Origin of the sequence: Streptomyces sp. NPDC014623, from assembly GCF_043088245.1 — a bacterium.
Classification (GTDB): Bacteria; Actinomycetota; Actinomycetes; order Streptomycetales; family Streptomycetaceae; genus Streptomyces.
In genome coordinates this window covers 1-21,319 of sequence record NZ_JBIBZU010000037.1, presented here as the reverse complement: position 1 = coordinate 21,319, position 21,319 = coordinate 1, and the positions used below count along the sequence as shown (strand labels likewise).

General features: G+C 71.4%; 22 protein-coding genes. 14 read left to right on the top strand and 8 right to left on the bottom strand.

Annotated elements, in window-relative coordinates; genetic code table 11:
• Positions 1 to 15: 15 nt before the first annotated feature.
• Both ACF1FZ_RS33605 and ACF1FZ_RS33600 read right to left on the bottom strand, forming a co-directional pair.
• Positions 16 to 864, bottom strand: coding sequence for a hypothetical protein (locus ACF1FZ_RS33605; protein ID WP_391777162.1), 849 nt, complete (start codon positions 862 to 864; stop codon positions 16 to 18).
• A complete protein-coding gene (locus tag ACF1FZ_RS33600; RefSeq protein WP_391777161.1) occupies positions 861 to 1,544 on the bottom strand; it encodes a hypothetical protein in 684 nt (227 codons plus the stop codon). The genes ACF1FZ_RS33605 and ACF1FZ_RS33600 overlap by 4 nt, the downstream gene beginning before the upstream one ends.
• 461 nt (positions 1,545 to 2,005) lie before the next feature.
• Between ACF1FZ_RS33600 and ACF1FZ_RS33595 the strand changes: the two genes are divergently transcribed.
• The 5 genes from ACF1FZ_RS33595 to ACF1FZ_RS33575 all read left to right on the top strand — a co-directional run bounded on the left by ACF1FZ_RS33595 (position 2,006) and on the right by ACF1FZ_RS33575 (position 6,562).
• A complete protein-coding gene (locus tag ACF1FZ_RS33595) occupies positions 2,006 to 3,160 on the top strand; it encodes a hypothetical protein (protein ID WP_391777160.1) in 1,155 nt (384 codons plus the stop codon).
• Between the two features lie 129 nt (positions 3,161 to 3,289).
• The gene (locus ACF1FZ_RS33590; protein WP_383875977.1) at positions 3,290 to 3,550 is read left to right on the top strand and encodes a hypothetical protein; all 261 of its coding nucleotides are present in this window, start codon (positions 3,290 to 3,292) and stop codon (positions 3,548 to 3,550) included.
• 1,323 nt (positions 3,551 to 4,873) lie between these two features.
• Positions 4,874 to 5,431: a hypothetical protein gene (locus tag ACF1FZ_RS33585; RefSeq protein WP_059303084.1), complete on the top strand. Its 558-nt coding sequence runs from the start codon at positions 4,874 to 4,876 to the stop codon at positions 5,429 to 5,431.
• Positions 5,428 to 6,021, top strand: a complete 594-nt coding sequence (locus tag ACF1FZ_RS33580; protein WP_391777159.1) for a hypothetical protein — start codon at positions 5,428 to 5,430, stop codon at positions 6,019 to 6,021. Before ACF1FZ_RS33585 ends, ACF1FZ_RS33580 begins: the two co-directional genes overlap by 4 nt.
• Positions 6,022 to 6,097: 76 nt before the next feature.
• Entirely contained in the window at positions 6,098 to 6,562 is a 465-nt protein-coding gene (locus ACF1FZ_RS33575; protein WP_391777158.1) for a hypothetical protein, read from the top strand.
• Positions 6,563 to 6,655: 93 nt separating this feature from the next.
• Here ACF1FZ_RS33575 and ACF1FZ_RS33570 read toward each other — a convergent pair whose 3' ends face one another.
• Entirely contained in the window at positions 6,656 to 6,889 is a 234-nt protein-coding gene (locus ACF1FZ_RS33570; RefSeq protein ID WP_391777157.1) for a hypothetical protein, read from the bottom strand.
• A gap of 157 nt (positions 6,890 to 7,046) precedes the next feature.
• On the opposite strand from ACF1FZ_RS33570, the gene ACF1FZ_RS33565 reads away from it, so the two are divergent.
• Positions 7,047 to 7,781: a recombinase family protein gene (locus ACF1FZ_RS33565; RefSeq protein WP_366350584.1), complete on the top strand. Its 735-nt coding sequence runs from the start codon at positions 7,047 to 7,049 to the stop codon at positions 7,779 to 7,781.
• 50 nt (positions 7,782 to 7,831) lie between these two features.
• Here the strand turns inward: ACF1FZ_RS33565 and ACF1FZ_RS33560 are convergent, their stop codons facing one another.
• The gene (locus ACF1FZ_RS33560; RefSeq protein WP_391777156.1) at positions 7,832 to 8,470 is read right to left on the bottom strand and encodes a nuclease-related domain-containing protein; all 639 of its coding nucleotides are present in this window, start codon (positions 8,468 to 8,470) and stop codon (positions 7,832 to 7,834) included.
• A gap of 488 nt (positions 8,471 to 8,958) precedes the next feature.
• Between ACF1FZ_RS33560 and ACF1FZ_RS33555 the strand changes: the two genes are divergently transcribed.
• Entirely contained in the window at positions 8,959 to 9,159 is a 201-nt protein-coding gene (locus ACF1FZ_RS33555) for a hypothetical protein (RefSeq protein WP_141726811.1), read from the top strand.
• A gap of 72 nt (positions 9,160 to 9,231) precedes the next feature.
• Here the strand turns inward: ACF1FZ_RS33555 and ACF1FZ_RS33550 are convergent, their stop codons facing one another.
• The 4 genes from ACF1FZ_RS33550 to ACF1FZ_RS33535 form a co-directional block, all read right to left on the bottom strand.
• The gene (locus ACF1FZ_RS33550; protein ID WP_059303080.1) at positions 9,232 to 9,495 is read right to left on the bottom strand and encodes a hypothetical protein; all 264 of its coding nucleotides are present in this window, start codon (positions 9,493 to 9,495) and stop codon (positions 9,232 to 9,234) included.
• 16 nt (positions 9,496 to 9,511) lie between these two features.
• Entirely contained in the window at positions 9,512 to 10,765 is a 1,254-nt protein-coding gene (locus ACF1FZ_RS33545) for an exonuclease domain-containing protein (RefSeq protein WP_391777155.1), read from the bottom strand.
• A gap of 257 nt (positions 10,766 to 11,022) precedes the next feature.
• The gene (locus ACF1FZ_RS33540) at positions 11,023 to 11,580 is read right to left on the bottom strand and encodes a hypothetical protein (RefSeq protein ID WP_391777154.1); all 558 of its coding nucleotides are present in this window, start codon (positions 11,578 to 11,580) and stop codon (positions 11,023 to 11,025) included.
• 113 nt (positions 11,581 to 11,693) lie between these two features.
• Positions 11,694 to 12,350, bottom strand: a complete 657-nt coding sequence (locus ACF1FZ_RS33535; protein WP_391777153.1) for a hypothetical protein — start codon at positions 12,348 to 12,350, stop codon at positions 11,694 to 11,696.
• A 226-nt stretch (positions 12,351 to 12,576) separates the two neighbouring features.
• Between ACF1FZ_RS33535 and ACF1FZ_RS33530 the strand changes: the two genes are divergently transcribed.
• The 7 genes from ACF1FZ_RS33530 to mobF all read left to right on the top strand — a co-directional run bounded on the left by ACF1FZ_RS33530 (position 12,577) and on the right by mobF (position 20,950).
• Positions 12,577 to 13,071 carry a hypothetical protein gene (locus ACF1FZ_RS33530; RefSeq protein WP_391777152.1) on the top strand — a complete coding sequence of 165 codons (495 nt, stop codon included), beginning with the start codon at positions 12,577 to 12,579 and terminating at the stop codon, positions 13,069 to 13,071.
• 15 nt (positions 13,072 to 13,086) lie between these two features.
• Entirely contained in the window at positions 13,087 to 13,572 is a 486-nt protein-coding gene (locus ACF1FZ_RS33525; protein ID WP_391777151.1) for a hypothetical protein, read from the top strand.
• Positions 13,569 to 13,859 (top strand): hypothetical protein, encoded by a 291-nt coding sequence (locus ACF1FZ_RS33520; protein ID WP_391777150.1) that lies wholly within the window; start codon positions 13,569 to 13,571, stop codon positions 13,857 to 13,859. Before ACF1FZ_RS33525 ends, ACF1FZ_RS33520 begins: the two co-directional genes overlap by 4 nt.
• The gene (locus ACF1FZ_RS33515) at positions 13,856 to 14,179 is read left to right on the top strand and encodes a hypothetical protein (protein WP_337964009.1); all 324 of its coding nucleotides are present in this window, start codon (positions 13,856 to 13,858) and stop codon (positions 14,177 to 14,179) included. Before ACF1FZ_RS33520 ends, ACF1FZ_RS33515 begins: the two co-directional genes overlap by 4 nt.
• Positions 14,180 to 14,298: 119 nt before the next feature.
• Complete coding sequence (locus tag ACF1FZ_RS33510; RefSeq protein ID WP_166625872.1) at positions 14,299 to 15,030, top strand: hypothetical protein; 732 nt, start codon at positions 14,299 to 14,301, stop codon at positions 15,028 to 15,030.
• On the top strand, positions 15,027 to 15,542 hold the full coding sequence (locus tag ACF1FZ_RS33505; protein WP_391777149.1) for a hypothetical protein: 516 nt from the start codon (positions 15,027 to 15,029) through the stop codon (positions 15,540 to 15,542). Before ACF1FZ_RS33510 ends, ACF1FZ_RS33505 begins: the two co-directional genes overlap by 4 nt.
• Positions 15,543 to 16,192: 650 nt before the next feature.
• Complete coding sequence (gene mobF, locus ACF1FZ_RS33500; RefSeq protein ID WP_391777148.1) at positions 16,193 to 20,950, top strand: MobF family relaxase; 4,758 nt, start codon at positions 16,193 to 16,195, stop codon at positions 20,948 to 20,950.
• The last annotated feature ends 369 nt before the right edge of the window (positions 20,951 to 21,319 follow it).

Sequence of the window (21,319 nt, the reverse complement as noted above, 5' to 3'; positions counted from 1 at the left end):
TCTGCTGTGCTCGCCCTACGAGCCGGCGGGGCCGGGAATCCCGTCCGCCCGCCGCTGCATCCGTACGGCGGCCGTGCGGATGCGGGAGAGGTCCACGGCAGTCTCCGCACGGTGGAACGGCGCCGCGTCGAGCGCCAGCGCCTCGTTCAGCTGCCGCAGCGCCTTCTCCGCCGTGTCGGCAGCGGTCCGGATGGTCTGGCCGACCTTCTCCGCCGTGTCCTCGTCGTCCTCCACCAGCTCCGCGTCCACCACCTCGTCCTCGTCCTCGTCGCGGTCGCCAATTGGCGACTGGTCGGAGGGGACGCCCAGTCCTTCCTGGTCACGCCGGGCCGCGATCACCGAGGCGGTGACCCTTTTCCCGCCGGACTCAAGCCGGAGGACTTCCACGAACTTCCGGGCGCCCTCGTCGCCGTTGACCTTGACGACCGGGGCCAGCTCCCGGGCGTGCGACTCCACCACGGTGTCGAGCACGGCCGGGCCGAGCGGGGCGAGTGCACGGTGGACTAGGGCCAGGTCGATGAGGCGGTACCCGTACGAGCGGTCCCAGCCCCACCGCGCCTTGACGTAGTGCCCGAACTTCTCGTGCCCCTCCAGCTCCCACAGCCCAGATTCGTTGATCTCGTCCAGGAGCTGGCCGACCTCCACGCGGTGCCGAGCCTTCAGCCGCCGGAGGCTCTGCTGGTACTGCCCCACGGACGCTTCAATGCGCGCCTCCAGCGCCTGCAGACGCTCGCGAGGGCTCAGCTCCACCTCAGTGTCGGACGACGCCTGTGCGGGCAACTGAGCGCCGCCGCCGCGCTTGTCCAGACCGTTGCGGAGCGCGGCTCCGATGGCGCCCCGGGACTTCTCCGATGCCTTGCTCACCGGGCCACCACGTCCAGGATCTCCCGGGCCATCTTGTCCATGTTCGTGTCGGGCCTGGTCTTGATGGGCTTGCCCCAAGACTGCGCGTACCCATTGCGAGCGTTGGACAGCTCGTACCGGTTCCGCAGCACGGTGTACCCCGCCTCAGCCAGCTCCGTGTCCACGTCGTCCGGCGTCGCCGTGCTGGGGTCGACCATCGTCAGCAGGATGACGAGTTCGGGGGCGTGGGCGCCCGTTGTGCTCAGCGACTCGATGGCGCCGAGCACCGAGCCGGCCCGCTGCACTTCGTTGCCCGTCGGCTGGAGGCACAACACCGCCAGGTCGACCGCGCTCAACACCGGCAGGTGCGGGCCGTCCTTCTTTCGCTCCCATGCCCCCGTGTCCAGGACACACAGCCCCTTCTCCGGGCACAACCGCACGGCCTCGTTACGGATCTGGTGAATGCCGGGCGCGGGGTAGACCGGGGCGCCGAGGTCGACCACCTGGGCGTGTTCGTAGAGAGTGCCGTTCTCTTCCTCTCCGGGCACGTCGGTGTCGATGCCGATGCACGGCACGCCGTAGGACTTCCAGTAGGCGAGGAAGTGCGCGAGCATCGTCGACTTGCCCGCGCCTCCCTTCCCCACGAAGGCGATTCGGCGGCCCTGGGCGGGCAGCACGGGAACGGGGCGAGGTTTCGTCATGGGCCGGACGCTACCGCCCCGCGCCGTGATCGAGAGGCCCGACCGGCGCACCGCAGGCAGCTTGTACGACCGAGGCGCCCGTTCGGCTCCGGGGGCAGTCGCCAATTGGCGACCGTTGTCGGGTGCGGGTGAGGGAAGACGCGGGGCTCCGCCCCACACCCCGGCCACCCTGCTGAGGGGGTGGGGGGCACGGCTCGGGGGGTGCGGGTTGTGTGTGGTGGAGATGGTGGTGGGTCGCGGTGCGGCCCCCTCGTCGGACGGCACCCGAGGGCAGCACACCGCCCGCCGGCAGTCCAGGACGCCTACGGCGCCGCCTTCGGCGGTCGGGCAAGCCCGATCCTGGACAGCCGACGAACGGCGCACTGGACTGAAGTCTGCCGCCCAACGAGGGAACCACCCCGCTCAGCCCGGACGTACGGCGCGGCCGCGCGAGGGCCGAGCAGCCGGTTACGGTGCTGCCCATGGGGATCAGCACGGGGGAACAGCCGGGATACGCACTACTCGTCGCCGCCGAGCCGCCCGTACGGCACCCGCTCGCGGTCACCGCGGTGTTGCCTCAGCTGGCCGCCGTCCCGCCGGCGCGGCTGGTCGGCACCTCGTACGCGAGCGCCGTACAACTGGCCAACCCCGACGACCCCAACACCGTGTTGACGAACCTCCGCACCGCGGCCGCCGTCGAGGGCCCGCTACTCGTCTACGTCGCCGGGCACCTGGCCGTCGACCCGCGCCAGCACCTTCTCCACCTGGCCCTGGCCCGCACCACCGCCCGCACGATCCGGTACACCGCGCTCCCGTGGCACTGGATCGGTGCCGAGCTGCAGCGCCGCCCGCCGGGCACCACCACGGTGGTGGCCGACCTGGCGGCCGACACGGACGTCTGGCAGGCCCTCGTCCACCAGGAGCAGTCCCTGGCCGGACCGTTCGCCCTGTACGGCGCCGTGCAGCTGCAGGACCGCCGCCACCGCCCCGGCCCCTCGTACACGAACGCGCTCGCGCACATCCTCCGCACCGCGCCCACGAGGCCGAGCGCCGAGCAGCTGCACCACCAGGCCGCCCGCGCGGCCGCCGTCGAGGACGCCGCCACCCTGTGGTTGGGCGGACAGGCGGTCGAGCAGGCAGCCCCGCACCCCGACGTCGACGTGCCCGCGCCGAGGACCGAGGCGACGTCGACCACCGCGGCCGCCGCCGAGGAGGACCCCCACCTGGCGATCCGGGACGCGAGCCGCGCCGGCCGCCACGGGGAAGCCGCCGCCATCGCCGCCTCGTACGAGCAGGCAGCACTCCGGGCGCACGGCGCGCAGTCCGTCGAGGTGGCCCACTGGATCGAGGTCCGCGCGTTCCTTGCGCAGCAGGAGGGTGCGCCGGACCGCGCCTGTCAGCTGTGGCTGCAGGCCGCCGTGGTCCGGCTGACCGCCGACCAGCCCGAGCACCACCCAGCCGTGGCCGAGGCCGTCGACCGCGCCCACGGCGCCTGGCACCACGTCAGCGACCCGTCCCGACTTCGGCAGTTGGGCATCGAGCTGTTGAGTCTCCGGACCCGTGTCCCCGGAAAGAGTGGTGCTCGCGCGGACGTTCAGCGACGACTCGCGCACCTTCCCCGGGCCGTAAACCCCTGATATCTCGGGGTTTTCGGGCCCGCCCGCCACACGGGAAGTCGACAAGTGGCCTCCCGCGTCACGGGAAAACCACAAGACACGCGGGAAAGTGTGGACCACACAGGCCCCGTTATGGATAAGATCTTGGACATGGCAGTACGAGGACGTCAGCAGCCGGGCCGAACGGGAGTGTTCCCCTCGGACAAGCCGTTGCGCGCCACCGTGATGCTCAAGCCCGGCGACTACGTACGCGGGTTGTACGAGGAGCTGGTGAACGACCTTGGGATCTCCGGGGCCGAAGTGCTCCGCGAAGCCCTTACCGAGCTGCACAAGAGGGAAGCCCGCCGCAAGGCGAGGCAGGCCCCGAGGGCAGCCCAGAACGCTGGTGAGGAGCTGCCCCAGACCGGATGACAACAACGTCCGGACGCGCAAAAGCCCTGACCCGAAAGTTCAGATCAGGGCACCGCTCGTTCGGCGGGACCACCTCAGTCACAAGCTGCCAGGCGCGGGTCTGAGAGTCCCTATCTCCACATGTAGGCCCATTGCAGGCGCCGGACGGAAGTCCGGGGCTGGGCCTTCGTATGTGCCCCTTATCTAGCTCCAGGAGCAATCGCATCGTAGCAAGAAGCTGCGGTGGTGGCCCAGTGCGCCCTCAGTCCGGTGTGTCCGGAAGGGAGGTCACCCACCCACCGCGTACCCAGTTCCTCCGGCTCCAGGCCGTTGAGGAAGCCCCCGCCCGGGGACCACCCGTCCAGCCCGCCCAAGTCGTAGCTGGACGCGCTCCACCATGGCGGGTGGAGAAGGCGACATGCCCAGGGGAGACCGGTCCCCGTCCGAAGGGCCACGGAGACGTGGAGCCGGAGGAGCAGACAATGAAACCGGCCCGTGGCCCCTGCCAGGCGAGCAGGGGTAAACCCGGAGTAGCCCGCGGTTGAGATCGGTCCGCGTCACCAAGACCGACCCCGGCTTGCCACCGGGAGAGTAAGGCCGAGCCGCCCCCATACGTGACACCCGCTGATCGGGCACGCAGGGGCCGTGTAGACGCTAAACGGTGAAATGGAGCAGCAGCCAGACCGGCCTTGCCATGACGAGTGATCCCATGGCGAACAAGGTGGACCCCAGCCGGCGCCCGCGCAGAGCGGGCAGAGACACGACCTCTCAGCGCTGACTGCAAGTCCCGGTCCCAAGGCGAGCGTGCGAATACCCGTGGCCTGAGTGAAGCGACATACCGTGACGGGCGTACCGGAAACGAGTACCCCAGGTTGAAGCGAAACCCCCCTCTAGCAGAGATGGCAGAACCCCAACGGGAAGCTCTGTCATTTTTGCTAGGGGGGGCCGCTTCTCTCCACCCGCTCAGGGCACCCGGAGGGTGCGCGGGTGGAGCAAAGAGAACAGCCAAGCGCGAAGCGCTTGTCCTTTAACTACCGGGCCGAAGGCCCGAGAAGGAACGCGCGAAGCTCCTTATCCGCGCCTGAGAGGGCCGATCCGGCCCACCCCCACCGGGGGTGAGGTCGAGGAGGAGAGAGAGCCGGATCGGCCCTCTCAGGGGTGTTCAGCCTGGCCGTAGGCCAGTCCTTTACGCCCGAACAATCGTTCCCCCTATGGGCAGTTGAACGACAGACCTCACCCACCACCGGGCCCTCCCTCCCCTCCCTCAGTGCTGCCCGGGAATGGCATATGACGACAATGCAGGTTCCCGTGACAACCTAGGTTCACGACAGTTAGGGTTGTCGCATGGAGATGAAGGAACCGACCCAGGAAGAACGCGACCAGCTCCGCCAGGCCCTGCACAAGGCCCTGGAGAAGCTGGGGGACACGGTGTACGAGCGGCTGACCGCCGGGCGCCCGGACGACGCGGAGGAGGTGCTGGACCTCACCCGTCCGGAGATCCCCCTGGCGAAGCTGATCGTCTGCAAGTACGCGGACGAGGAGCTGGACGTGCTGGCCGAGCGGTTCGCCCGCGCGGCCGGAGCGGCCGGAGCCAACTACGCCGAGCTGGGCACCGCGTGGGGGATCTCCCGCCAGGCGGCCCGCAAGCGCTGGCCCGGAGCGGTGAGCGCGATCAACGAGCGCGCCAACAAGGAGCCCGTGCACTTCGAGGCGTTCGGCGGAGAGGCCAGGGTGTCCTTCCACCCGGAGGACGGGAGCTGGTGGTGGATCGCCACCGCCGCCAACCGGAAGGTGCGCGAGGCACCCGAGAAGGCCGAGTACGACACGAGCGAGGAGGCCGCGGCCGCCGCCGGCGCCTTCCTCGCGGCCAACACCACGACCACCGAGGAGTCGACCCGATGACCGAGCCCGACCTGTCCGCCCTGGCCCTGGCCCTGCGGAACCTGTTCGACACCTACCCCACCGACGCCGACGACGCCGAGCGCGCGACGCTCACCCTGGAGGCCGGCGGGCAGCAGCACGCCGTACGCCTCCAGCCCGGCCAGGTCGAGTGGCTGACCCACCTCGTCCGCGACGAGGACGCCAGTTGCCGCAACGCCCACGCGGACGGGACCGGAGTCTGCGAGCACTGCCGGGGGCTGGGAGTCGTCGGCGGCCGCAAGCCCCGCACGTGGGTCGCCTGGCAGATCGACGGAGGCGGCCCCGGGATGCCGTGCACCGACGCCGCCACCGCCAGGCTGTACGCCGAGCAGCAGTACCGCGACGGACTTCACAGCGAGGACCAGGACGCGGCCGTACTCGTGTGGACCGGCGAAGAGGACATGCGCACGCTGGAGGACCAGGGCGAGGACACCGGATGGTGCGTCAGCCCGGAGACCATCCAGACACCGCCGGACGTCTGGACATGCACCTGGTGCGGCGAGGACAACGACAACGCGTTCGCCCGCTGCCCCGGCTGCAGCCACCCCCGCCCCGCCGCCTCGTCCAGCTGACGCCCGCCGGAATCGGCAACGGGCAACACCGCCAACCGACTACCGCCGCCCCCGCGCGGCATGGAGGCTGAACAGCATGGAGACCACCCCGGAAGACCTCAGCACCCTGTACGAGGACGGACACGTCCAGAGCGTCATCACCTCGTACGGCGCCGGCCACCACGACGACCCGGGCGGCAACGCCGTGGTGGTCGACACCCGGCCCCTGCGCAACCCGCCCGAGGACCCCGAGGTCCGCGACCGGATGCTGCACAGCAACGGCCTGGACCCGGAGGTCCGCCGGTACGTCATGGCGACGCCGGGCGCGAAGGAGTTGGTGGCGCAGTCCGCCGAGAAGGTCCGCATCCTGTTGCAGCGGGACAACCTCCGGCAGTGGACCGGCGGTCCGCAGCAGTACCGGGTGGACGTCCACGTGGTCTGTGGTGGCGGCCGCCACCGTTCGGTGGCCGTGGCCGAGGAGATCGCGGTGCACCTGCGGGCGGCCGGGATCGGGTGCGAGGTCGAGCACCGGCACATCGAGCGGCCGATCCTGCAGAAGTGACGCGGCCGGGACCGTCGTAACCGGCCCCGGACGCGCACACCAGGACACCACATCGAGCAGGCCCCGCCCACCCGGGCGGGGCCTGTCCCGTGCTCAGGAGCCGAACGCCTCCCGCCAGCCGTTCCGCACCCCGCGGCCCACCGCCCGCCAGGAGGACAGGAAGCAGCTGCACCCGCGACCCTCCCGGCGGGGGCAGCCGGCCGCGTGTCCGCGCACGCCGAGCCAGACGAGGGCGAAGGGGAGCACGACCAGCTCCGCGAGGAGGACGCACGGAGCGACGAGGAGGACCAGGACGTGAGAGCGCCAGCGGCGCGTGTTCGTGTTCATGGTCGGCAGTCTGGAACGGTTCCCCTGTGGATAGTTTCCGGCGAGAGCGGCTGACGCCCTCTCAGAACAGCCCGCCGGGGGCCGGATAGGGTCTGTTCGATGTCACAGTTATGCCCATTACTGTGACAGTGCAGGTCAGAGCGTTGGAGGCGATCAGATGCGGTTGGGCCTGGCGGGATACATCCGAGTGTCGACCGGCAGTCAGCTGGACGGGTTCGGGCTGGAGGACCAGGAGCGCATCGTGCGCCGATGGACCCGCGAGCACGGCCACCGCCTCGTGAAGCTGTTCGTGGAGAAGGCGGTGCCGGGCACCGTCGCCGGGGACGAGCGGCCCGAGCTGGCCGACGCCCTGTTGTGGATCGAGGAGAAGCGCGTGCACGGCATCGTCGCGCCGAACCTTGACCGCCTGGCCCGCGAGCTGGTGGTGCAGGAGGCGGCCCTGGCCCAGACGTGGAAGCACGGCGGCCGCGCGTTCATGGCCGATCAGGGCGAGATCCTGCCCGACGACCCCGAGGACCCGATGCGAACCGCCATGCGCCAGATGATGGGCGTGTTCGCGCAGTTGGACCGAGGCATGACCGTGGCCAAGCTCCGCCGCGGCCGCCGCATCAAGGGGGAGAAGGGCCAGTACGCGTACGGCGCCCCGCCGTACGGATGGGCCGCGCACAAGAAGGAGCTGACCGAGGAGGAGATGGAGCAGGCAGGCCGAGCCCGCGCCCGCCAGCTCCGGGACGAGGACGAGCTGTCGTTGCGCGAGATCGCGGCCGCGCTGGAGGCCGAAGGGCTCCGCCCGAAGCGCGGGGAGCACTGGCACCCGGAGACCGTCCGCCGGATGCTCGCGAACACGACCGACCGGCCGCCGACCCTGCGCCGGCGCGAGCGCACCGCGTAGGGACGACGAAGGGCCCGGCCAGGCGGCCGGGCCCTTCTGTCTGTTCCTCGTCAGGAAGCCGGGGGCAGCGTCCGTTCCGCCAGTTGCCCGACCGCCGCCCGCCGGGCCGAGTCCCACCCGGGTTGGGGAGGAAGGCTCCGGAGCAGGCCGCGCAGCCGCTTCGCCTCCACCACGGTCACGCCGCCCAGTTCGAGGCGTCCGCGCGGAGCCGGGACCTTCGCACCGTGCACGGCGACCACCGGCCGGACCGGGACACCGAGGGCCCGAGCTGCCTGTTCCGCCTCCCAGACCACCGTCTGCAGGGCGCGGGTCTGGTCGTAGCGGCCGTACCGGAGGATGCCGCCCTGCACCGTCAGCTGGGACTTGTCCGACGTCCAGTTCTTCGTGTCGACGTACAGGGCGCCAGCGGCCGTGAAGGCGAGGTGGTCGAGGTTCGCCCGACTCCCAGGGATCGCCCGATCGTGGAGCACCACGGCGTGGCCCCGGCGGACGAGCGGGGCCAGGAGCTTGGCCGTCCGCGCCTCCCCAGCGGCACCCACCGCCCAGCTGTTGTGGCCCCGGCGGTACAGCCGCCGTACGCCGAGCCCGACCACGACCAGCGCGGCGACCAGGCCGAGTTGCCAGTTCGTCAGCGAGCCGGCCGCCGACCCGACCACCGCGGCGGCCGCCGCGAGTAAGGGCAGCAGCACCCGGGCCCGTCGATGCTGTGCTGCCCGCTCCGCTGTCCGAGCCGCCTCCCCCATCCGGCCCGCGCTCGCCCCGGCTCCGCTTCGGTGCCCCGCTGTCGTCATCCCGCCGCCCCTCCCGTGTGGTCACTGCCTGTACCGGGACGGTAGCGCCCGAGGGTGACACGGCACAGACGAAAGGACCGGCCACCGTCACATGGCACGCGTAGCCGCCTCTCGTTGCCGACTGCGGCCCGTCCGGGGTGCCAAAAGACAGCAGCGGCGGGAGGGGGGAGGGGTGGCCCGGGTGCGGTGTGCCGTCGACTCCGCCGGAGTCGGGCCGGGCGCCGTACTCCCGCCGTCGCGGATGCGGGAGCGTGAGGAGACCGCACCGCCGGCCGTGGTCGAGGGGGAGCAGCAGCTGCCGCGAGGTGGCCGAGCCCGTCGTGGGCGCTCCGCTCAGCGCGGCACCGTGGGCCCGACCCGTTCGGCGAACTGGGAGACTTGGGCAGGTGAGCACCACCCGCCGCCCGTTGGGCACCGGACCCCGGACCGCCGAGGAGCAGTCGCCAATTGGCGACCAGCGCGAACGCGGCCGGACAGCAGCAGAGCGGGCAGCCGTCGAGCCGCCCGCCCTGGCCGTCGAGAACGAGGTGGTGGAGGCGCGGCCGCCGGGCCGCCGCCCGTTGGGCACCGGGGGCGCCCGCTTCTAGTTTTGCTCCCTCATTTGAGGGCCGATTTATGGAACTTCCCCAGGTCAGATGGGGTAACAGTCGCCCGGACTGTTACCGCGATCCTGGGGGAAGTGCCCGACGCCGGCGGGCCGTTCGCTCCGGCCGAGCCGGGACGTCCGCACGGTCGACCCGTACCGAGGTGGGGCCCTCGTCCGGCTGGACGTCGAGCACCAAGCGCAGGCCGCCGCCGCGGTGCGTGAGCCGGGTCGGCTCACCGGCCTGCAGCGCGGTGCACGCCTGCAGAAGCGGCAGCAGGATCTCCACCACCCGCTCGCCCCGCTCGCGATCGTCCGTCATGACCCTGATCTGCACCATGAGGTGAACCCCCTTCTCAGTCGACCGAGGAGGCCACGGGCGCGGCCATCTCGCGGAGGCGGTCGAGCACCGCCCGGACGTCGCCCAGGGCACGGTGGCCGCCGCCGAGCGCCTGCCAGCTGTAGTTGCCCCAGTAGTCCGACCAGTCGCCGTACCAGTCCGAGTACGGCACCATCGCGTCCTCCAGCGTCATGCCGTCGAGCCAGGCCGCCGCCGACGCCGCCGGGTCCTCATGGCCGGCCGCCCGGTAGTGCCGGGTCAGCTCCCAGCGCAACACCCCCTTGTCGTACGGGGCGTTCCAGATCAGGCACCGCCGCCCGTCGAGCGCGGCCGTGAGGCCGACGAGGATCTGCCCGAACGAGGGCGCCGTGGCCACCGCCTCGTCCGTGATGCCGTGGATCTCCGAGGCGTCCGCCGGGATCGGCCGCCCGGGGTTGACCAGGGTGTCCACCAGGACGTCCCCGGAGCCGGAGATGACCGCGAGTTCCACCACGCACGCTTCCGCGTCGAGCCCGGTCGTCTCCGTGTCGAGGACCACCAGGGCCTCGTCCGCGAGCGCGGCCGCCGCCCACTCCTGCAGTTCGAGCACCCGCCGGCGCCGGGCCTCCCGCTCAGCCTCCCGGGCCTCCACCGCCCGCTGTTGGGCTTCCGCCCGCTCCCGAGCGTCGCGTTCCTCGCACGGCGAGCACCACCGCGGCCGCCAGTACCCGTACGGGTTCGCCTCCCGCCAGCGGCGCACCGCCGCTTTGGTGGCCGTCTTCACCGAGCAGTCCCGCCCGGGGCAGGTGATGGAGTACAGCACCGCCTCAGCCTTCCGGGCCCGTTCCTCCGCGAGCTGGGCACGGCGACAGCCGCCGCACCGGTTGTGCGCGGCCGGGTACGGACGCTCGCGCACCGCCCCGCAGCCCCAGCACGTCCGGGCCCGCTCGCGCTGCCGGGCCAGCTGTGCCTTGTTCCAGCACTGTGAGCAGGGGCGGCCGTTCAACCGGTGCTCGCGCACCTTGCCGCACTCCGGGCAGGTCCGGGCCGCCTCCATGCGCTTCTTCACCGCCGAGGCCAGCGGCCGCATCTTCACCGCGGCCGCCGGGTCGTACAGCGGCACCTCCACGTCGTGCTTGCGCAGGTAGAGGTACGCGATGACGGGCTGACCGTCCGCCAGCTTCAGCCGGGCCTGGCCCAGTTGCGTCTGCGTTTGCAGGTAGGCCGGCGCCTGTCCCCACCGGTAGACGGGCAGCCCGTCCGTGAAGCAGTAGGGCTTCCCGCGCGGCACCCGATCCGGGTCCTGATCTGCGCTTTCACGACTGGCCGGGACCGTCCCCGCCGTGCGTGCCGTCGTTGCCGTGCTCACCCGTACCTCCCGAGGACAGTCCGCCGGAATTCCCGACGCTAGCATTTATAGACCCCATTCGGGCCGCTTTTCAAACTAGGCCATCCGAGGAAATCGAAAAGAGCGGAGGACGCTTAGAACTGTGCACGCGAAGCCGGATTCCTTTAAAGGAGATCCTTTTAATTCACCGGCCGGGGCCGTCACTCGTTCGAGTGAGGGCCGTACGTGGCCAGGGCCTCCCGGATGATCCGGGCGGGCGGGTAGAGCAGGCGCGCGAGTTCGTCGCGCCGGGTCTTCTGTTCCTCCGTCAGCCGCAGCCCGGAGCCGACCAGGCCGAGTTCGTACAGCCGGGCCAGAGGTTTCTCCGAGACCCGCCACGAGGCAGTCCGCAGCTGCAGAACGAGGTCCGCCGGAAAGGCGTAGTTCCGCTGAACCAGCGTGATTCCGGTACTCGCCCCGGGCCAGCGGCCGGACAGCGCGAGGCGGTCGAGGTCCGATTGCGCGAGCGGAGCCCACGGCCCCGCCAGGTCCTCGTCCGCCAGGCGCCGGCGGACCGCCTCACCCACGACGACCTCCAGCGCAGGCCAGTGCTCCGGCCGCATACGCGCCACCTGCACGCGAGCGTCGCGCGGCCGAATGCCGGACGCCACCAGCTCCCGCACGGTCTCCTTTTCCTCCAGCCGCCGCCGCTTATCGAGCAGCGCGAGCGCCCCCGCTTGTGACGCGGTGATCCAGGCAGTAACGCCGATTTTCTCCATACCGAGATTCTAAAGGAGATCCTTTCCGCGAGCGCCCCGCGCCCGGAGTGCATTAAAAGGATCTCCTTTTGTCGAGCGCGCCTGCGCTTCGCCAAACGATCTTGCAAGGGCTGTCAGCCAGGAAGGCCCAGATCGTCCAGGGACGCCCCGGCGGCCCATTGCTGCAGCTGGCGCCCGTCGAGCAGGTGGACCCCGCCCTGGCGGGAGGCCCAGAGCACATCGGCGCGGCTGTACGAGCCCCTGCTGACCACCACTCGAATCAGGTTGTCGACCCCCGGGCGGCCCGCCTCCCGCAGGGGAGCGGGACCGGTCGGCGCATCCTCGTCCACCGCCTCGTCCGCCGGGCGGAACCCGACATCGAGCTGGCGGCCGCCGCGGTCGCGGGCGTACAGGCGGGGCCGCCCCTCGTCCGGCATCGCGATGACGTGCCAGCCGTCGCGGCGCAGCATCCGTTCGGCGGCCGCCGCCAGGCCGTGGTCATCGAGCACGCCGAGTTCGGTCGAGGTGTAGATGCCGCCGCGCCGGCGGGCCGCCGCGCGGCGCCACCGCACGCCCACCGCCGTGGCGGCCGCGAGCAGAACGACCCCCAGCACCAGGCCGCCGACGCCGAGGGCGCGGTGCAGCCAGACGAGGAGGACCAGCGGAGCCGCCGCGGCGAAGGCGAGGCCGACGAACGCGGGCAGCACGTCGCGCAGTTCGGGGCCGTACCGACCCTGTGCCCGCAGCTCTGCGACCGCGCGTTGTCTCTGCGAGCGACGCGACCCGGGCACGGGAGGTCGTCTCCACCACAGCTCCACCTGGGTCAACTCCCCATCACCGCCCGCCGTTCGTCCCTGCCCGTAGAGATACCCGCTCGTGGGAGTCTCCCGCCAACCGGGACGGAGACCGGCCAGGAACTGGCCGGACGGGATGCGGCGAACCGCTTGTGCCAAGTGTTGGGGAACCCCTACAGTTAAGGGTGTTGGGGAACCCCAACACTGACGAAGGGAACCGCTCATGACGACCCCTCAGCACCGCCCCCTCCCGTCCCCGGTGGACGAGCCCATGGCCGTGAGCCGGCCGGGCATGGAGCCCTGGGAGACCTCCGGCCGGACCGCCCACTGGCCGGACGGAGTGGGCACGTACACGCTCGCGTTCCACGGCAACAAGCAGTGGAGCATCGCGGACGAGGCGGACAGCGCCATCCTGGCCATGGACGCGATCCAGGCCGGGAACCCCAACCTCGGGGAGGAGTTCATCTACGCGAACCTGCGGGACATCCGGCGCCTGAAGCAGCGACTGACCGCCATCGAGGAGGAGCTGTTGCTGATGGCCCGCGAGCCCGACGACGCCGGAGACAAGGTGTCGTGGCGCGACCTGGGCGAAGGGCTGGGCCAGCACCACACCACGGTGAAGGAGCGGCACGACCGCATCGCGGCGGGCGGCACCCACAGCTTCCGCCGCTGGCTCACCGAGAACACCCCCCGCGCCGACCTCTACCCGACCAACTGAAGGGCGACCACCACCGTGAGCACCGACGCGTACAAGGACTTCCAGGCCCTCCAGGTCCGGCGACCCGACGACCTCCCGCCGGCCACTCCCTTGACCTGGCAGGCGGAGAAGCACTCCCAGCACGCCGAGCGACTGTCGAACCGCCGCCTGCCCGCTGACTTCCCGTACGAGGTCGAGCGCGGCACCGCGGGTGACGCGCTCGCGCAGCTGGCACTGGGGGAGGCCATCCGGCGCACCGCCCTGAACTACCGGCCCAGCACCCTGCACGAGGCCCTGGAACTGGGGGCGACCTGGCAGGAGGTGGCGGCCGCGCTGGACTGCACCCCGGACGAGGCGCGCGACGTGCTCCGGTCGTACGCGGACGGACAGCGCCGCCTGTACGAGGGCGACGAGCGCGAGGGGCGGAAGCCGATCGGGTTCACCGCCGAACGGCACCGGGCCGCGCTCGCGCTCACCGAGCTGGCCGACGACGAGTCGGCGGCCGCCGAGGAGGACCGGTGATCCGAGACGCCGTGACGTGCGACCGCGACGGGTGCGTCGCGTTGTTCCTGGAACCCGTGGACGACCCGTACGCGCTGGACACCGACGAGTTCGAGGACGTCATGAAGCGCGCCGGGTGGACCTACGGCGACGACGGGCACCGGTGCCCCGGGTGCGTCCGGGGCACCGGTCCGGTGCTGGAACTGGGGGAGTGCCCGCGCTGCACCGGGACGACGGTTGACCTTCCGGCGGGGGCGACGTGCCACTACTGCGGGCACGTCGAGCCGCACCCGAAGGAGGAGTGGTGATCCTGCGAGCCATCCGCCGGCGGCGCGAACGCCTGGCCGCCGAACAGCAGGCCCGGCACTTCCAGGCTCAGGTGCAGCAGGCCACGGACATGGCCATCACCGCGGCGGTGCGGGCCCGCCTCTCCGAACCCGTGACAGACATCCACATCACCTGGCCGTTACGGGTCACGGTGGGCGACGTCCTCACGGCCGCGCGGGAGCACTTCGCCCTGGAGGTCACCGAGGCCGACGCCGCCGCGATGCTCCGGCACCGCCTGGAATGGCGGGGGCACGCGGGATGGGGCGACCTCGTGACCGACGCCTACGAGTACGACGACTGACCGACCCTCAGCACCACGACCGGCCGCCGCTGGAACGCGAGTTCCAACGGCGGCCGTTGCCGTTCCAGTCCGCTCGAACCCCTCCCGTCTTATAGCGTGTTCACGCTACGATCTGAGACATGCCGACTCAAGAGGGAACCCGGATCACGACCGCGCTGGAAGCGACTTGGGCCGCGTTCCAGAAGCACCACCCCGACCTTCCAGACGTTGTGATGATCACCGGCACGGGTACACAGGGGCGGAACAAGAAGCGGCCGTCCTGGGGGCACCACACGGCGGACCGGTGGCTGGACGCGGCGGCCGGCGGCCGCCGGGCGGAGCTGTTCATCTCCGGCGAGGCCATCGCCGTGGGCGGGCAGATGGTGGTGGAGACCGCGCTGCACGAGGCCGCGCACGCGCTCGCGGCCGCCCGGGGCATCCGGGACACCTCGTGTGCGGGCCGCTGGCACAACCGCAAGTTCGCGGCCCTGGCCGAGGAGCTGGGGCTGGAGCCGCCGAAGCGGGCGGAGAAGGTCATCGGCTTCTCGGAGGCCCTGATCACCGCCGCCACGGTCAGCCGGTACGCGTCCGTCATCAGGAAGTTGGACGCCGCCGCCCTGGCCCGGATCGAGGCCCCCGACGAGGACAAGGACCAGGAGCAGGACGAGGACGGGAAGAAGGAGGGCCCGCGCGGCGGGAAGGGCCGGGCGGGTAAGCGCCTGGCCGTGGCGTGCGAGTGCGACCCGCCCCGCCGGATGCAGGTCACCCCCAAGCTGTTGGAGGGCGGGGCGATCCTGTGCGGGGAGTGCCGAGAGCCGTTCGAGGCCGAGGAGTCCGCCGACGACGCCGAGCCGGACGAGGCCGCCGCATGAGCGAGCCGACCCCCGCGGTTCCCTGGGACCGCCTGGCCGCCGACCCGGCGACCGCCGCCCGGTACGAGGCGAAGGTGTACCGCGGCCCCGGCCCGACGCCGTGCCACTGGTGGCTCGGGGCCATCAGCGACTCCGGGCACGGGAAGCTCCGGGCGGGCAGCCGCCCGGCGGGCACCTCCCGCGTGGTGTCGGCCCACGTGCTCGGGTTCGTCATCTGCCACGGCGCGGCCGCACTGCGGAACGGCGCCGTGGTCCGGCACACCTGCGACGAGAGCAGCTGTCAGAACCCGGACCACTGGCTGGCGGGGGAGCGGCTGCAGAACATCGTGGACTACGCGGCCCGCCGGGGGCTCACCGGTCACGCGCTCGCAGACGTGCGGGGCGCGGCGGGACGGGCGGTCGCCGTACGGGACGCGATCCTGACCGCCGAGCCGGGCGCGGAGCCCGCCGCCATCGCGGCCGCGCTCGCGGCCGGCCACCCCTCGGGGGAGCACCAGGACACCCTCTGGTGAAGGCTGTTTCATAGCGTGGACATGCTGTAGCGGGTCGAGGCGCACCGGTTCCGCTTCGTCCCGCCGGGAGGTCGAGGCCGACGCCAGTTCGGAGCGTGTCCACGCTACGGCGTACGGGGTGGACCGGCCCGCCGTAGCGGTTGCCGTACAGGCCGCCGCCGTGGGCGGTTCACAGCGTGGACACGCTACGGCGTACGGGCGGCCGGGGGCCGGTTTCGCGGCCCGCGCGAGGGCCCGCCGGGCGTGCGGTTCACAGCATGTCCACGCTAGACCGTCCGCCGTTCGCGGCCGCCGGCCACCCGGGCGACGCCGCCGCCGAAAAACACGCTTGGTAACAGTCGAGGCCCGCCCCCAGTCCGGGGGTCGGGCCTCATGTCGTCTGTGGCGCAGCCTACCGGGCGCCCACCGGTCGCGGTCAACACTTGCGAGAGGGGCACCCTCTCGCGCTCTCCCGATCCCTGGCTGATGTCTTCCTCCGTCCTCCCCTCGTCTCCCCTTGCTGTCCTCTCTTGCTTGCCCTTGTCGATCTCCTCTCCCATCTGCCTACTTGCCCTCTCCACCCCCTTCTCTTCCCGGATCTTGAAACCTGAGCTACCTACTAACTTCAACACACCCTTGCATTACCATCCGATGGCCCGTACCGTGATCACATGACCGCTACTGTGAGCCCGGGATCAGACCCGGGATACCTCATGAACGCGGTCGGTCGCGGCGGTGAGCACTACTACCTGAAGTCCATCGAGCAGGCCGGAGAGCCGGCCGGGATCTGGCTCGGGAGCGCCGCAAACGATCTTGGTCTGACTGGTGAAGTCGACCATGAGCTGATGAGCGACATGTACTCGAAGTTCACGCACCCGGGCCTCCACGCGGAGGTCCGGGCGTCACTCTCTGCGATCACGGCCGAGCCGGGATCGGACGAGTACAACGCCCAGGTGGCAGCCATCTACGACGAGGCGCGGGTGGGCCGGAAGCCGTACGACTACACCAAGTCGACGGAGGAGAAGGTGGCCGCCGCGCTGGAGAAGCTGGGGCCGGATTCGACGCCCGAGCAGCGCCGCGCGGCGGAGCTGAAGGTGCGCCAGAACGCCCCCTCCAGCCGCTCGTACTACGACGTCACGTTCTCCGCGCCGAAGTCGTACAGCCTGCTGCACGCCGGGTTCCAGATCGAGGCCGCGCGGCTCCGCGAGGCCGGGGACCTGGAGGGCGCGGCCGCCGCCGCCGAGAAGGCCGATCAGGTCTGGGAGTGCCTGATGGAGGGTGTCCAGGCCGGGCTGGAATTCCTGGAGGAAGAGGCCGGGTACGCCCGCGACGGACGCCACGGTGCGAAGGACCCGGACGGGGCCCCGATGGGCCGCCAGGTCGACGCGCACGCGTGGACGATCGCTTCGTTCCGGCAGCACACCAGCCGTGACTCGGACCCGCAGCTGCACATCCACAACGCGATCTGGAATCGGGTGGAATCCTCGTCCGTCGACCCCGTGACCGGCGAAGTCACGTCGAAGTGGCTCACCATCGACGGACAGGAGATCTACCGGCACACCAAGGCCGCCGGGCACATCTTCGAGAAGGTGTCGGACGAGGCCCTGTACCGCAAGATGGGCTTTCGCGTGGCCACCCGCCCGGACGGCATGGCCCGCGAGATCGTCGGCATCTCCGAGGAGAAGCGCGACAAGTACAGCTCCCGCCGGCGGACCATCACCAAGGGCACCGCCGAGCTGGCCAAGGCGTACGAGGAGCGGACCGGCCGCGCGCCGGGCGCCCACGAGCTGGCCCGCATGGCGCAGTGGGTCAACCTGACCGAGCGGAAGAACAAGGTGGAAGCCGTCCCGCGCGAGCAACTGCTGGAGCGCTGGGAGGCCGACATGGTGGCCGACACCCGCGAGTCGCTGGCCGACATTCCAGCGCAGGTGGAACGCGCGACCGCCGACCTGGAACGCGACGGACGTACGCTGGAATCGGGCCTGGAATTCGACCCGACGAAGGTCGTGCAGCAGGCCATCGAGAACGCCCAGGACCAGAAGTCGACGTGGCGTCGAGGCGACCTGATCGTGGAGATCACCAAGGAACTTCCGGACTGTCTCGGAGGGCTGGAACGCCACCAGGTGACCGCCCTCGTCAACGAGCTGGCCGACGCCGCGCTGCAGCCCGGAGCCGACACGGCCGTGGTCCGGCTGACCGCCCGCAACCTCGTCCCGCTCCCCCCGGAGCTGTGCCGCGAGGACGGGCTGTCGGTCTACGCCCGCCACGGCGCCCGCCGGTACGCCACGGAGGCCCACCTGGAGCGGGAGGGCCGCATCATCGCCAAGGCCACCGAGCTGGGAGCCCCCGCCGTGGGCCGCGAGGCGATCGAGGCGGCCGTGGCCGGCGCCGGGCTGAACGAGGGACAGGAGAAGGCGTTCCGCTCCATCCTGGCCAGCGGCCGCCGCATGGAGGTCGTGGCCGCCCCCGCTGGAACTGGAAAGAGCCGCCTGGCGGGCGCGATCCACGACGTCTGGACGCAGGAATGCGGCCCCGTGATCGGCCTCACCGTCAGCCAGCGCGCCGCCCGCGTGCTGTCCGACGAGGGCGTGGAGAACGCCGCGAACATCGCGAAGTTCCTGGACACCAACCGCAGGCTGGAATCGGGCACCGCGGTGTCGGACGAGGACCGGAACGCCTGCCAGCTCCGGCCGGGCCAGTTGATCCTGGTGGACGAGGCGTCCATGGCCGAGACGGGCCAGCTGGACGAGATCCGCCGGTACGCCGACCTGGCCGGGGCGAAGGTGCTGTACGTGGGCGACAACGCCCAGCTCAGCAGCGTGGGCAGCGGCGGGGTGTTCTCCCAGCTGACCGAGGATCTGCCGAACGTCCACCGCCTGGACGAGGTGATGCGCTTCAACTCCGAGTGGGAGAAGGAGGCGTCCCTGAAGCTCCGCAAGGGCGAGGTGGACGTGCTCGCGGAGTACGAGACGCGCGGCCGTCTGCGCGCTGGAACGCGCGAGGAGATGGTGGAAGCCTCGTACCAGTCGTGGCTGGTCGACCACACGGGCGGGAAGGACGCGGTACTCATCGCGCCGACCACAGCCCAGGCCGACGAGCTGGCCGCCCGCGCCCGCGCCGACCTCGTTCGGCTCGGAGAGGTCGAGGCGGACGGCATCGAGCTGGACGGGCGCGGCCTCACGGTCGGCAAGGGCGACATGATCCAGCTCCGGGACAACAACCGCCGTCTGACCAGCACGTCCGGCGACCGCTTCGCCACCAACCGCGATGTGGTCAAGGTGCTGGGCATCGCGGAGGACGGCTCCGTGACCGCCGCCTACGACGACGGGGACACCGTGACCCTGCCGTCCTCGTACGTGCAGAAGCACGTGGACCTGGCGTACGCGGGCACGATCCATTCCACCCAGGGGCGGACCGTTGGAACGGCCCACTCCTACTGGGACGGCTCCGGTTCGCGGGAGGCGTTCTACGTCGCGATGACGCGCGGCCGCGAGCGGAACACCGCGTACATGTCCACGGACATGCCGGGCGTGCCCGAGGAGCAGCGGCCCGAGCCGATGACCTTCTTCAAGCAGACACTGGAGAATTCCAGCGTCGAGAAGTCCGCGACGCAGGTGCAGCGCGAGGAGCTGGAATGGTCCAGCTCCCTGGCGAAGCACTCGTACGAGCTGGAAGACCTGGCGACCAAGGACGCGGAGAAGAAGTTCGGCCGAGTCCTGTTCGAGAAGCTGGGCGACAAGTTCTCGAAGGTCCGCGACAGCGAGGCGTACGGCTCCCTCATCCGTCTGGGCCGCAGCGCCGAGGCCGCCGGCCACGACGCCATGGAGATGATGCGCAGCATCACCGGGGGCGACCTGGCCGACGCCAAGGACGTGGCGAAGGTGCTGCACTGGCGTGCGGAGCGGGAGCTGGAGGCCGCCGACCGGCGCCAGGTCCAGGCGGACGAGGCCCGCGTGCGCGAGGCCGTCGAGACCCAGGAACGCACGGTCAACGACCTGATGGCCGAGCTGTCCGTGGCGCCCGTCGCCCACGTGGACCGGGCGATCAGCGAGGAGGCGCAGGCCGAGGCGATGCGGCAGGCCGAGGCCATGTCGCAGGCTCCGGTCCTGGCCTGGAACGGCAGCCAGGAGGACGCCCTGGCCGCGCAGCAGGCGGTCATCGGGGCGCAGGTCATCGACCCGATGGAGACCCAGCGGGCAGCGGAGGCCGCAGCGTTCGAGCAGGCGCGGCAGCAGGAAGCGATGGACCAGGCCATGGCCATGTCGCTGGGCGCCGAGGTGCTGCACGGCGGGCAGGAGTCGCAGGAGCGGGCCCGCATCGTGGAGGAGCGCCAGGCCGCCGCCGAGGAGCGCGCCGACTGGCGGAACCGGGCTGCCGAGATCGAGGGCCCGGAAGGCGAGTACGCCCGGGGCGTCGCGGAGCTGGCCGAGCAGAAGCGCCTGGAACTGGGACAGCAGCTGTTGGAACAGGCCGAGGCCAGCGAGCTGCCGCAGTGGGCGCAGAAGCTGGGACCGGTCCCCGAGGACCCGACCTGGCGGGAGCGCTGGATCGAGCGGGCCGGGTCGGTTGCCGCGTACCGAGAGGCGCACCAGCACGAGAACGAGCGCGACGCGATCGGCCAGCGGCCGGGCCGCGGTGCGGTCGACGTCCGCCAGGACTGGGACCGGGCGTACCGCGCACTGGGCGAGCCCGAGGACCGGATGGAGCTGGTCGGAGCGTCGGACGCCACGCTGCGGCGCATGGTCGAGCGGTACGACCGCGAGACCGAGTGGGCGCCGCCGCACGTCGCCGGACAGCTCCGCGAGGTCAGCGAGTCCCTGTCGGACGCCGAGCGCGAGTCGGTCCAGACGTACATCAAGGCGATGGAGGCCGAGACGCCCGAGCAGGCGCAGGAGCTGCAGGAGGCCGTCGAGGGATACGAGGCCCTGACCGCTTCGCTTGCCGAGGACCGCGAGAAGCTGGAAAAGGTACACGAGGCGCGGCAGGCGTGGCACGAGCACACCGAGCCGACGCGCGAGCAGGCGCAGGAGGCACAGCGGCAGCTGGAACTCCGGGCGCCGGAGCCGGAGCCCGTGGAACTGCCGGAGGACGTGCAGCCGGCCGCCGTGGAACCGGAGCTGGAACAGGAACGCCAGGCCGAGCGCGCCCGCGTGCAGCAGGAGCAGGAAGCCGAGCAGATGCGGCAGCACTACGAGGCCGAGGCCCTGCGCCAGTCGCGCGAGCGGGCCCACGAGACCGCGCCGAAGCTCACGGGTGAGGAGCTGCAGGAAGCCGTCCGGACCGCCGGGCGGGCAACGGAGATCCTGGCCGACCGCGAGCAGACGCAGCAGATGGAGGAGGCCGAGCGGACCCGCCGCGACGAACCCGAGGTCGTGAAGGCGCCGGAGCCTCCCGCGGTCGAGGTCGGCGGCCGCGAGGTCGAGATGTAACCGGGACACATCCCCGGCGAGGGGCGGACTGCCACCAGGCGGTCCGCCCCTTCTCCGTTGTCGGGTGCGGGTGAGGGAAGACGCGGGGCTCCGCCCCACACCCCGGCCACCCTGCTGAGGGGGTGGGGGGCACGGCTCGGGGGGTGCGGGTTGTGTGTGGTGGAGATGGTGGTGGGTCGCGGTGCGGCCCCCTCGTCGGACGGCACCCGAGGGCAGCACACCGCCCGCCGGCAGTCCAGGACGCCTACGGCGCCGCCTTCGGCGGTCGGGCAAGCCCGATCCTGGACAGCCGACGAACGGCGCACTGGACTGAAGTCTGCCGCCCAACGAGGGAACCACCCCGCTCAGCCCGGACGTACGGCGCGGCCG

What these genes read in the sequence shown, in the direction of transcription:
- ACF1FZ_RS33595 (WP_391777160.1), top strand. Translation starts at nt 2,006, where the DNA reads ATGGGGATCAGCACGGGGGAACAGCCGGGATACGCACTACTCGTCGCC.
- ACF1FZ_RS33600 (WP_391777161.1), bottom strand. Translation starts at nt 1,544, where the DNA reads ATGACGAAACCTCGCCCCGTTCCCGTGCTGCCCGCCCAGGGCCGCCGA.
- ACF1FZ_RS33590 (WP_383875977.1), top strand. Translation starts at nt 3,290, where the DNA reads ATGGCAGTACGAGGACGTCAGCAGCCGGGCCGAACGGGAGTGTTCCCC.
- ACF1FZ_RS33510 (WP_166625872.1), top strand. Translation starts at nt 14,299, where the DNA reads ATGCCGACTCAAGAGGGAACCCGGATCACGACCGCGCTGGAAGCGACT.
- ACF1FZ_RS33565 (WP_366350584.1), top strand. Translation starts at nt 7,047, where the DNA reads ATGCGGTTGGGCCTGGCGGGATACATCCGAGTGTCGACCGGCAGTCAG.
- ACF1FZ_RS33585 (WP_059303084.1), top strand. Translation starts at nt 4,874, where the DNA reads ATGGAGATGAAGGAACCGACCCAGGAAGAACGCGACCAGCTCCGCCAG.
- ACF1FZ_RS33575 (WP_391777158.1), top strand. Translation starts at nt 6,098, where the DNA reads ATGGAGACCACCCCGGAAGACCTCAGCACCCTGTACGAGGACGGACAC.
- ACF1FZ_RS33540 (WP_391777154.1), bottom strand. Translation starts at nt 11,580, where the DNA reads ATGGAGAAAATCGGCGTTACTGCCTGGATCACCGCGTCACAAGCGGGG.
- ACF1FZ_RS33550 (WP_059303080.1), bottom strand. Translation starts at nt 9,495, where the DNA reads ATGGTGCAGATCAGGGTCATGACGGACGATCGCGAGCGGGGCGAGCGG.
- ACF1FZ_RS33570 (WP_391777157.1), bottom strand. Translation starts at nt 6,889, where the DNA reads ATGAACACGAACACGCGCCGCTGGCGCTCTCACGTCCTGGTCCTCCTC.
- mobF (WP_391777148.1), top strand. Translation starts at nt 16,193, where the DNA reads ATGACCGCTACTGTGAGCCCGGGATCAGACCCGGGATACCTCATGAAC.
- ACF1FZ_RS33580 (WP_391777159.1), top strand. Translation starts at nt 5,428, where the DNA reads ATGACCGAGCCCGACCTGTCCGCCCTGGCCCTGGCCCTGCGGAACCTG.
- ACF1FZ_RS33530 (WP_391777152.1), top strand. Translation starts at nt 12,577, where the DNA reads ATGACGACCCCTCAGCACCGCCCCCTCCCGTCCCCGGTGGACGAGCCC.
- ACF1FZ_RS33505 (WP_391777149.1), top strand. Translation starts at nt 15,027, where the DNA reads ATGAGCGAGCCGACCCCCGCGGTTCCCTGGGACCGCCTGGCCGCCGAC.